The following is an 11,617-nucleotide window of genomic DNA, read 5'->3' as shown; positions in this document are numbered from 1 at the left end:
ATTTTTGTAAAATGAATAGGGCAATTGTACATATGGATTTGGATGCATTCTTTGTTTCCTGTGAAAGGAGAAACAATTCTCAGCTTGAAGGAATTCCTCTCATCATCGGCGGTGGAGATCGTGGAGTTGTAGCATCTTGCTCTTATGAAGCTAGAAAATTTGGTGTACGCTCGGCAATGCCTATAAGAATGGCACTTCGGCTTTGTCCTGATGCAAAGGTGATTCGGGGCGATTATGAACTGTATTCTAATCTGTCTCATCTGGTGACGGAAGTTATTCAGGAAAAAGTACCCGTGATGGAAAAGGCAAGTATTGATGAATTTTACCTCGATCTTTCAGGAATGGACAAGTTTTTTGGATGTTATCAATGGACAAAAGAAATTGCATCAGCAGTTAATAAAGAAACAGGACTTCCGATAAGTTTTGCTCTTTCTACCAATAAAACCGTTTCTAAAATCGGCACAGGAGAGTCTAAACCTGTTGGGAAATTAGAAATTAAAGAACTTGAAATAAAACCTTTCTTAAGCCCTTTATCGATAAAAAAAATTCCGATGGTGGGTGATAAAACGTTTCAGCTTCTTTCCAGAATCGGGATTCGTACCATTCATACTTTGTCTGAAATGCCAGTACTCGTTCTTCAGCAAATGATTGGTATCAATGGGAAAGAACTTTGGAAAAAGGCAAATGGCATTGATGAGAATCCCGTTGTGCCTTACTCTGAAAGAAAATCTATTTCAACAGAAAAAACATTTGCTGCAGATACTATGGATATCGCCGAACTAAAAAGATTGATATCCGGTATGGCCGAAAAGCTGGCCTATCAATTAAGACGTGAAAAATGGCTCACGTCAACCGTTGTTATAAAAATCAGATATGCAAATTTTGATACTGAGACCAAACAAAGCAGAGTTACTTATACTTCTGCTGATCATACTCTTTCCAGAGTGGCATTGCAGCTTTTTGAGAAAGTTTATACAAGAAGAATGCGTATCAGGCTCGTGGGTTTGCGTTTTACTGATCTGGTTCATGGGAATCACCAGATGAATCTTTTTGAAGATACAGAAGAACAAATGAATTTATATCAAACAATGGATTATATCAAAAACAGGTTCGGGTCAGATGCTGTAGGGCGAGCTTCAGGATTTGAGTTCGGAAAGTAATTTTTTAAATTTTCATCAATGTATCTCAATTGTCACTCTTTTCACAGTCTTCGTTATGGTACTTTATCGGTTGAAGGATTGGTAAAAAAAGCATATGAATTAGGAGTAAAAGTATTGGTTCTTACGGATATTAATACCGTGACTGCAATCTATGATTTTAAAAAAGAATGTGAAAAATATGGGATAAAGCCCATTGCCGGAATTGAGGTAAGAAAAGAAAACAAACTTTTATACATTACTATTGCAAAAACCTTCAGCGGTATTGGGGAAGTCAATAAAATCCTAAGTGAATATCATTGTGATGGCAAAGATCTTTCGGAAACAGCTCCCGAATTTGATCAGGTATTTGTTGTTTATCCGATAGATAATATTCCCGCAATATTAAAAAAAGATGAATATATAGGAATCAGAGAAACGGAACTTAATCTTTTGGTGCGTCCGGAATTTAAAAAACTTATTTCTAAGATGGTTATTCTTCAGCCTGTTACTTTTAGCACGAAGGAAGAATATAAACTCCACTGTGTTCTCAGAGCCGTTGCTCATAATACGCTTCTTTCAAAACTGACGAAAAAAGAGATTTGTAGTAAATCAGAATATTTTAAATCTCCAAAAAATATTCAGGATGATTTTCAACGATATCCTGAGATTATTGAAAATACCAATAATATTTTAAATTCCTGCAGTTTTGAATTTGATTTTAAAGAAGTAAAAAATAAAAAATATTATACAGGGTCAAAAAAAGATGATCTTAAACTTCTTAGAAATTTAGCCTATGCAGGATTAAAAAAAAGATATGGTCTTGAGCATGCAGAAGCCAAAAAGCGGGTCGAAAAAGAACTGAAAGTAATTGATGATCTTCATTTCAGTGCTTATTTTTTGATCACCTGGGATATTATAAGATACAGTAATAGTGCTGGCTTTATGCATGTGGGGCGTGGAAGCGGAGCCAATAGTATTGTGAGTTACTGTCTGGAAATCACAGACATATGCCCTATAGAGCTTGATCTCTATTTTGAGCGTTTTCTTAACCTTAACAGAAAAACTCCGCCGGATTTTGATCTCGACTGGAGTTGGCAGGATCGGGATACAATGTTAGAATATATCTTTAATCGATATGGGAAAGACCATGTTGCTTTTTGCGGAACCAATGTAGAGTTTAAATATAAATCAAAATTTAGAGAAGTAGGAAAGGTATTTGGTCTGCCTAAAGAAGAATTAGATGAACTCACAAAAAAATCAATGGAAATTCATGACCATAATTCTGTTGTTAAATCAATTCATGAATGTGTTAAACTTTTGGAAAAGTTTCCCAATCAGAGAAGTATGCATGCCTGTGGAATTCTCATTAGTGAAGCGCCCATCACTACTTACACAGCATTAGAGATGCCACCGAAAGGCTTTCCTATAGTTCAGTTTGATATGCATACTGCTGAGGAAATAGGTCTGGAAAAATTTGATATTCTTTCTCAGAGAGGGCTCGGAACGATCAATGATACCGTAAAACTCATAAAAAAAACGAGAGGAATTGATGTTGATATCCGGGATACCTCAATTTCAAAGAATGAATCAAAATGCAATGAGCATTTATCTCAGGGAAAGACGATAGGGTGTTTTTATATAGAATCTCCGGCAATGCGGGGACTTTTAAGAAGACTGAAATGCGAAGATTACATTACTTTGGTGGCAGCATCATCTATTATCAGACCGGGAGTAGCGCAAAGCGGAATGATGCGCGAATATATCTACAGGCACAATAATCCAGATAAATTTGAATATTTTCATCCGATTTTTAAAGAACATTTATCTGATACATATGGTATTATGGTGTATCAGGAAGACGTTATTAAAATTGCCCAATATTTCGGAGGACTATCTTTGGCAGATGGTGATATTCTTCGCCGCGCGATGAGTGGCAAAGGAAGATCTCTGTCTGCGCTACAGAAAGTAAAAAGTGATTTTTTTGAGTCTTGCAGAAAATTAGGTCACTCGGCTCAGCTCACTGCTGAAGCCTACAGACAGATTGAATCTTTTGCAGGATATTCCTTCTGCAAGGCTCATTCGGCTTCTTATGCAGTAGAAAGTTACCAGAGTTTATATTTAAAAGTCTATTATCCTTTGGAGTTTATGGTTTCTGTGATTAATAATCAGGGTGGTTTTTACCGCACCGAAGTTTACATTCATGAGGCAAAAATGTCTGGTGGTATCATTAGAACACCATGTGTCAACAACAGCGAATTTCAGACTGTCTTAAAAGGTAAAGAAATCTATTTGGGGTTTATGAATTTAGAGAATTTCGAAGATAGAATTTCTAATGCTATTGTAGAGGAACGTCAAAAAAACGGTAATTATAAATCATTAGAAGATTTTATTAAGCGAATCCCGATTGGTATTGAAACGCTGCAGATTCTAATTTTTATCGGAGCATTTAGATTTACAGATAAACCTAAAAATGTACTTCTGGTAGAAGCCAGATTGCTGCTTGTTAATTTTAAACCTGAAAATAAAGAGCTAATGCTTTTTGAAGAACCTGTAGAAGAATTTCATCTTCCGAAGTTAAAAAGAGAAGAGTTTGAGGATGCTTTCGATGAGATTGAGATCATTGGTTTCCCAATTTCCTGCACCTCTTTCGATTTATTGGAAACAAAGTACAGAGGTTCTGTTTATGTAAAAGACTTACTGAAGTATCATAAAAGGCAAGTGAAAATGCTGGCTTATCTTATTGCAAGAAAAGAAGTTCCCACCAAAAAAGGAAAAATGTATTTTGGAACGTGGATAGATGTAAATGGTGATTATTTTGATACGGCTCATTTTCCGGATAATCTGAAAAATTATCCTTTCCAGGGCGGTGGGTGTTATCTTTTGTTAGGGACCGTGGAAGTGGATTTTCATTTTCCAACGATTACCATTCACAAAATGGCGCATATGCGGATGATTCCTGATCCCAGATATGCGTATGATAAAGAAAAACAATATGATATTCATAAGCAAATAAAAGAAGATGTAAGTTTGACCTTCAGAAAACCTTATCCTCAGGAACATGAAATCGGATTGCCTAGACATCACCATATTGCCAATCAGTAGTTTCCAGAATCACCTCTTCTATTTCTTACATTTACATTAACAGTAGTGTTTAATGAAAGCTTTTCAACATAAATTATCGAACTTAATTTTAATTAAATAAATTTGTCATCTAAATTTAAACTATTGGAACTTTATCCATTAATCGAAAAATCAACCGTTCAGGAAATCAAAATTTTTCAGGAGCAAAAACTTCAGGAGCTTATTGCTTACCTTGGTAATCATTCGCCTTTCTATCAGAAATTATTCACAGAAAATAATATTGAGATTTCTGATATTCAGACGTTGGAAGATTTACAGAAAATCCCAACAACATCGAAAAATGATATTCAACAGAATAATGATGATTTTTTCTGCATTCCGCAAAATCAGATTGTAGATTACAGCACCACTTCCGGAACTTTGGGTGATCCCGTGACATTCGGTTTGTCAGATTCTGATTTGGAAAGATTAGCTTACAACGAGGCAATTTCATTTGTCTGTGCAGGTATTTCAAAGGGCGACGTAGTACAGATGATCACCACGATTGATAAACGATTCATGGCTGGGCTGGCGTATTTTTTAGGATTAAGAAAAATGGGCGCAAGTGTGATAAGAATGGGGCCGGGAATTCCCGAGCTGCAGTGGGATTCCATTTTCAGATACAAGCCAAAATATTTAATCACAGTGCCGTCATTTTTACTTAAAATGATCGATTATGCAGAAAAACATGGGGTTGATTATCAAAACTCAAGTGTTTACGGAGCAATTTGTATCGGTGAAAGCATCAAAAATCAGGATTTCTCAGACAATATTCTTTCAAAGAAAATAAAAGAGAAATGGAATATTCAATTATTCTCAACTTACGCTTCAACAGAAATGAGTACAGCTTTTACAGAATGCGAATTTCAGATTGGCGGACATCAACATCCGGAATTAATCATTACCGAAATTCTGGATGAAAACGAAAATCCTGTAAAAGAAGGCGAAAGCGGAGAACTTACAATCACTACTTTAGGTGTTGAAGCACTTCCGTTATTGAGATTTAAAACGGGAGATTTAGTTAAAGCACATTACGAGCCTTGTCAGTGTGGCCGAAATACGATGAGATTAGGTCCGGTTGTAGGAAGAAAGCAGCAGATGATTAAATATAAGGGCACAACTTTGTACCCACCTGCGATGAATGATATTTTGAATGATTTTGATGGGATTTTGTGTTATCAGATTGTGATTCAGTCAAATGAGATTGGTTTAGATGAGATTATCATTAAACTCAGCACAAATAGAGGAGAAGAGAACTTCGAAAGCGAAGTAAGAGATCATTTCAGGGCAAAATTGAGAGTAAGTCCGAAAATTGAGATGATAGATTTTGATGTTTTGTCAAAAGTTGTTTTTAATCCGAATAGTAGAAAGCCAATTAATTTTTTAGATTTAAGGTAGTTTAGTAAAATTCGTACAGTAATGTTATCTTTGCTGACTTAAAATTAAACTATGAAGAAAATATTTTTAGTGCTGTTTTTCGCTCTTGCGTCTACAGTTTTTTCACAAAACAAAATTAATGTTACTCAGGGAAGTTTTGATTTTCTAAAAGATCAGACGGAAATAAATGTTCAGCTAAAATTTGATAAGGCAACCTATCAAGAGAAAAATTTAACGGAAGCACAGTATATTGAAAGTAGAAAAACAGATATTACGGCAAGAAAAGGAGTGAAGGTTTGGGAAAATTGGACATACCAATGGGAAAGATTTAAAACTTCAGAATATTTGAAATATTTCTACGAGGGAATCAATTCAAAATCAAAAAAAATAAAATTTAATAATGATGTTAAAGCAAAATATACTTTGATCATTGATGCAAAATGGATTTACGCTGGTTGGTACGGGGGTATGATTGGTTCCCAAGAAGCAAAGCTCACAGCAGACTTGCTATTTGTAGAAACAGATAATCCAACAAATGTTATAATGAAACTGACGGCAGATAAAATTCAGGGTAAGAAAATGAATGATCAATTTTCTTGGGAATATGGAAGAATTGCTGCAGCATATCTCATTACTGGAAAAAAACTTGGCACAGAAATCAAAAGTGCTTTAAAATAAAAAAGCGGTCTGAAAATTCTCAGACCGCTTTTTTATGCTTGTTGCTTTTCTGTTTTAATGAAATTTGCCAGATTTACAATCGCAGTATCGTGTATTCTTACAAAAGTATTTTTCTTATCCCAAACGTAACCCGCTAAAACAGCGCATATTTTTCTCTTTACGTCCGGATTTTCCGGCTGATGAAAAAATAATTCCTGAAGATTTCCGGTGTACCACTCTTTCACGTACGTCGTAAAAACGTTGACTCCGTATAAAATATAATCTGAAAATTCTGTTTGCCAGTCAACTTTTTCTCCGTTTAATTGTCTGATTGCCAGTTTTGCTGCTGTCATTCCGCCTTCGGTGGCAAATGCCATTCCTGATGAAAAAACGGGGTCGAGAAATTCTGAAGCATTACCGGTTAAAGCAAATCCGTCTCCAAATAATTTTTTTACTGAGCATGAATAATCCTTTAAATGTTTTGGTTCAAATAAAAATTCCACGTCTCCGAAACGTTTCACATAATAATCTGAAAGTGAAATAGCTTTTCGTAAAGCTTCTGTTGTATCATCGTTTTTAGAAAGTTGAATAATATATTCAGTTGGTCCCACAATCCCGACACTGGTATTTCCATTCGAAAACGGAATTACCCAAAGCCAGACTTCTGTTTCAATAATATCGAAAGAAATTAAAGTTCCTTCCGTACCTTTTTCTCTGTTAATATCTTCCACATGAGCAAAAATTGCGGAGTGTGGCGAAAGTTTGGATGGTTTTTCTAAATCTAAAAGTCTTGGTAAAACTCTCCCGTAACCGCTGGAATCGATTACGAATTTGGCATGAATTTCCTTAGTTTTGCCTTCTTTATTTTTTACGGTGGTAATAGAATCTGTTCCGTTGAATTCTATTCCGATCACTTCGGTTTCAAATTCAAGATCTACACCTTGATTGATGACTTCATTCGCTAACGCCTGATCAAAATCTGCTCTCGGAACCTGCCAGGTCCAGTCCCATCCTTCACCAAATTTATTACTAAAATCAAAAAGACAAACTTCATTCCCTCTCAAAAAACGTGCTCCGAGTTTTTTTTCGAATCCCATTTTATCAAGAGCCGGAAAAAGACCTGCTTCAGCAAAATGATCCATCACTCTAGGAATCAAACTTTCACCAACTACGAGTCTTGGGAATTTTGTTTTTTCAACAACTTTCACGTTGATATTATTCTTCTTCAGATAAGCAGAAGATACGCATCCGGAAGGTCCAGCTCCGATTACGAGAACATCAACAAATTCTTTGGTCATCTTTGATTTTTTATTTTAATAATAACTTATATCTTTGCCGCAAAATTAGTGACAATTAATCATATTTTACAAAATTATATATTATTACTTTTAATTGATGAAAATAAATAACTTTTTAGAACTGAGAGATTTTCAGAAGATCATTATAGAAAATGAAACCATAGAGCTCGATGAGGTACTTCTCAATCGTGTGAATGAAAGTTTTTCTTTTCTTAAAGAATTTTCAAAAAATAAAGTAATCTATGGTGTGAATACTGGTTTTGGGCCAATGGCTCAATTTAAGATCAGTGATGAAGATACGCATCAGCTTCAGTATAATTTAATCAGAAGTCACTCTTCGGGTATTGGAAATCCTTTGCCTGCTGATGAGGTGAAAGCCTGTATGCTGGCAAGAATGAATACGCTTTCGAGAGGAAACTCAGGAATTCATGTTTCAGTTGTCAATTTACTTAAAGAGTTGATAAACAGAAATGTTACGCCATTGATTTTTGAACACGGCGGTGTAGGAGCAAGCGGAGATTTGGTTCAGTTGGCACATTTAGCTTTGGTCTTAATTGGTGAAGGAGAAGTTTTTTATAAAGGTGAAAGAAAATCTACGAAAGAAGTTTTTGCGACTGAAGGATTAACGCCTATTAAAGTTGAGATTCGTGAAGGTTTAGGTTTGATGAACGGAACTTCTGTGATGTCGGGAATAGGTGTTGTTAATGCCTACAAAGCCAATCAATTAATTGATATTTCCTTAAAACTTTCTTGTGCGATCAATGAGATAGTTTTGGCATATGACGACCATTTGTCAGAAGCTTTGAATCAGACGAAACTACATTCTGGACAGCAAAAAATTGCTGAAAAAATGAGAGCGCATTTATCCGACAGTAAGCTGGTGAGAAAAAGAGCCGATCATTTATATACCCATTTTGAAGAACAGGAAAAGGTTTTTAAAGAAAAAGTACAGGAATATTATTCTATTCGCTGTGTTCCTCAGATTTTAGGACCTGTTTTGGATACTTTAGAATATACAGAAAAAGTTCTTGAAAATGAGATTAATTCTGCGAACGATAATCCGATCATCGATGTTGAAAATCAGCATGTTTACCACGGCGGAAACTTTCACGGAGATTATATTTCGTTAGAAATGGACAAGCTGAAGATTGTGGTGACAAAACTGACGATGCTAGCGGAAAGGCAATTAAATTATCTTTTAAATTCTAAAATCAACGAGATATTGCCTCCTTTTGTCAATTTAGGTAAATTAGGGTTCAATTTCGGCATGCAGGGAGTTCAGTTTACGGCAACTTCTACCACGGCAGAAAGCCAGATGTTATCTAACCCGATGTATGTTCACAGTATACCTAATAATAATGATAATCAGGATATTGTAAGTATGGGAACCAATGCTGCGGTAATTTGCAGAAAAGTAATTGAAAACGCTTTTGAAGTTTTGGCTATCGAAGCTATTACAATTGTGCAGGCGATTGAATTTCTTGAATATCAGGATAAAATTTCATCTTCCACAAAAGAACTTTACAATCGTGTTCGAGAAATAATTCCTGCATTTTCAAATGATATGGTGATGTATCCGTATTTAGAAAAGGTCAAAACATATTTAAAGACGACGTAACAATTAAGGCTTTATAAATTCTTATTATAAAAACAAGTATCGATGAAATGTGCAATCATAACGGGCGGTTCCCGAGGTATCGGAAGAGCAATCTGTATAAAACTCGCAGAAGAGAAAAATTATCATATTTTAATCAATTATACTTCCAATGATGCTGCAGCTAAGGAAACTTTAGCCAAAGTTGAAGAATTGGGCTCTACAGGAGAAATTCTGAAATTTGATGTAGGAAATGCTGAAGAAACTTTGAAAGTTTTAAATGAATGGCAGGATAATAATCCTAAATCAATTGTTGAGGTCATTGTCAACAATGCCGGAATTACAAGAGACGGATTATTTATGTGGATGCCAAGTGAAGACTGGAACTCGGTGATTAACACGAGTTTAAATGGATTTTATAATGTTACCAATTTCTTTATTCAGAAATTATTAAGAAATAAATATGGCAGAATTATTAATATGGTTTCGGTTTCCGGAGTGAAAGGAACTGCCGGACAAACTAATTATTCAGCCGCAAAAGGTGCTTTGGTAGGAGTTACAAAAGCCCTGGCTCAGGAAGTAGCCAAAAGAAATATTACAGTAAATGCAGTAGCTCCTGGTTTTATCAAAACAGATATGACACAGGATTTTAATGAAGATGAGTTGAAAGCTATGATTCCTGCAAACCGTTTTGGCGAAGCAGAAGAAGTGGCAGATTTGGTCGCATTTTTAGCCTCAAAAAAATCTTCGTACATCACTGGAGAAATTATTAATATTAACGGAGGAATTTATTCATAAAATAATGTACCAATATAAGAATATATGAGTTTATCAATGTTTAAGATTGTTACATTGCTAGACTGATACATTGTTAAATTTAAAAAGATGGAAAATAGGGTAGTCATTACCGGAATGGGAATTTATTCTTGCATCGGAACTTCTTTGGAAGAAGTGAAAGAATCCCTGTATCAAGGTAAATCCGGAATTGTTTTAGTAGAAGAGCGGAAAGAATTTGGTTTCAGATCTGGCCTTTCAGGCGTTGTTCCAAAACCGGATCTTAAAAATCTTCTCAACAGACGTCAGCGCGTAAGCATGGGCGAAGAAAGTGAGTACGCTTATATCGCAACGCTTGATGCCTTAAAACACGCCAATATTGATCAAAACTTTTTAGACCAAAACGAGGTCGGAATTTTATACGGAAACGACAGCGTATCAAAAGCTGTAGTAGAATCTATCGACATCGCCAGAGAAAAGAAAGATACAACTCTGATGGGTTCCGGAGCGATTTTCAAATCAATGAATTCTACAGTCACGATGAATCTTTCTACTATTTTTAAATTAAGAGGGATCAATTTAACTGTCAGTGCTGCTTGTGCAAGCGGATCGCATTCTTTGGGACTTGCTTTTATGATGATAAAAAATGGTTTTCAGGAAATTATCGTTTGTGGCGGCGCTCAGGAAACAAATAAGTATTCGATGGCAAGCTTCGATGCTTTGGGCGTTTTTTCAGTAAAAGAAGACGAACCTCAGAAAGCTTCAAGACCTTTTGATTCCGACAGAGATGGCTTAATTCCCAGTGGTGGAGCAGCTTCTCTCGTTGTTGAAAGTTTAGAATCAGCTCAAAAAAGAGGTGCTGCTATTTTAGGGGAAATTGTTGGATACGGCTTTTCTTCAAATGGCGGACATATCTCTACTCCAAATATTGACGGCCCGGCTTTGGCAATGAACCGAGCTTTGAAGCAATCTGGATTAGATGTGAAAGATATTGATTACATCAATGCACATGCAACTTCTACACCGATTGGTGATGCGAACGAAGCAAAAGCGATTCACGAAATTTTCGGAAATAAAGTTCCGGTAAGTTCCACAAAATCAATGACCGGCCACGAATGTTGGATGGCGGGAGCAAGCGAAGTAATTTACTCGATTCTTATGATGCAGAACGATTTTGTAGCTCCGAATATCAATCTGGAAAATCCCGATGAAGATGCAAAAAAGATAAATCTAATCTCTGAAACCAAAAACCAAAAAATTGACGTATTTTTGTCAAATTCTTTCGGATTCGGGGGAACAAATTCTGCATTAATCGTTAAAAAATTTGAATAAAAAAACATGGAAATAGAAAAAATTGTTGCCATTGCTAATGATTTTTTAATCAATGAGTTTGAGGTAGATGGTGATGAGATCAGCAATGATGCCCACTTCAAGAAGACTTTGGGTTTAGACAGTTTAGATTATATTGATTTGGTGGTAGTTATCGAATCGAATTTTGGTGTGAAATTAGGCGAGGCAGATTTCAAAAACATTATCACTTTCGAAGATTTTTACTCAGCTATTCAACAAAAAATCACCGAAAAAAGCGAATAATTATCGATTAAAATTTACTTCTGAATAATGTTTCTTATCCTCTTGCAGGGATGCATTGTTAAACT

Annotated in this window: 9 protein-coding genes; 8 read left to right on the top strand and 1 reads right to left on the bottom strand. The window is 35.6% G+C overall.

The genetic code is table 11. The annotated features are described in order from the left end of the window. The first annotated feature begins 11 nt into the window (after positions 1 to 11). The 4 genes from dinB (at position 12) to PGH12_RS11015 (ending at position 6,314) form a co-directional block, all read left to right on the top strand. Complete coding sequence (gene dinB / locus PGH12_RS11030; RefSeq protein WP_267596871.1) at positions 12 to 1,160, top strand: DNA polymerase IV; 1,149 nt, start codon at positions 12 to 14, stop codon at positions 1,158 to 1,160. Between the two features lie 18 nt (positions 1,161 to 1,178). Then, positions 1,179 to 4,241 carry a DNA polymerase III subunit alpha gene (locus PGH12_RS11025; RefSeq protein ID WP_267596872.1) on the top strand — a complete coding sequence of 1,021 codons (3,063 nt, stop codon included), beginning with the start codon at positions 1,179 to 1,181 and terminating at the stop codon, positions 4,239 to 4,241. Between the two features lie 123 nt (positions 4,242 to 4,364). Then, positions 4,365 to 5,657 (top strand): flexirubin biosynthesis putative acyl-CoA ligase FlxY, encoded by a 1,293-nt coding sequence (gene flxY, locus PGH12_RS11020; protein WP_267596873.1) that lies wholly within the window; start codon positions 4,365 to 4,367, stop codon positions 5,655 to 5,657. A gap of 51 nt (positions 5,658 to 5,708) precedes the next feature. Beyond that, complete coding sequence (locus PGH12_RS11015) at positions 5,709 to 6,314, top strand: hypothetical protein (protein WP_267596874.1); 606 nt, start codon at positions 5,709 to 5,711, stop codon at positions 6,312 to 6,314. Positions 6,315 to 6,346: 32 nt separating this feature from the next. Here PGH12_RS11015 and PGH12_RS11010 read toward each other — a convergent pair whose 3' ends face one another. Beyond that, positions 6,347 to 7,591 carry an NAD(P)/FAD-dependent oxidoreductase gene (locus PGH12_RS11010; protein ID WP_267596875.1) on the bottom strand — a complete coding sequence of 415 codons (1,245 nt, stop codon included), beginning with the start codon at positions 7,589 to 7,591 and terminating at the stop codon, positions 6,347 to 6,349. A gap of 97 nt (positions 7,592 to 7,688) precedes the next feature. On the opposite strand from PGH12_RS11010, the gene flxA reads away from it, so the two are divergent. From flxA to PGH12_RS10990, 4 genes are all read left to right on the top strand, one after another. Then, positions 7,689 to 9,209, top strand: a complete 1,521-nt coding sequence (gene flxA / locus PGH12_RS11005) for a flexirubin biosynthesis tyrosine ammonia-lyase FlxA (protein ID WP_267596876.1) — start codon at positions 7,689 to 7,691, stop codon at positions 9,207 to 9,209. Positions 9,210 to 9,251: 42 nt separating this feature from the next. Then, positions 9,252 to 9,983: a flexirubin biosynthesis SDR family reductase FlxB gene (flxB, locus tag PGH12_RS11000; RefSeq protein WP_267596877.1), complete on the top strand. Its 732-nt coding sequence runs from the start codon at positions 9,252 to 9,254 to the stop codon at positions 9,981 to 9,983. A gap of 87 nt (positions 9,984 to 10,070) precedes the next feature. Beyond that, positions 10,071 to 11,291: a beta-ketoacyl-[acyl-carrier-protein] synthase family protein gene (locus tag PGH12_RS10995; RefSeq protein WP_267596878.1), complete on the top strand. Its 1,221-nt coding sequence runs from the start codon at positions 10,071 to 10,073 to the stop codon at positions 11,289 to 11,291. 6 nt (positions 11,292 to 11,297) lie between these two features. Next, positions 11,298 to 11,552, top strand: a complete 255-nt coding sequence (locus PGH12_RS10990) for an acyl carrier protein (RefSeq protein ID WP_267596879.1) — start codon at positions 11,298 to 11,300, stop codon at positions 11,550 to 11,552. Positions 11,553 to 11,617 lie beyond the last annotated feature (65 nt).

This window comes from Chryseobacterium sp. CY350, assembly GCF_027945075.1.
Lineage (GTDB): Bacteria > Bacteroidota > Bacteroidia > Flavobacteriales > Weeksellaceae > Chryseobacterium.
Note: the sequence above shows the minus strand (reverse complement) of the source record. Positions and strands in the feature narration are given on the sequence as shown.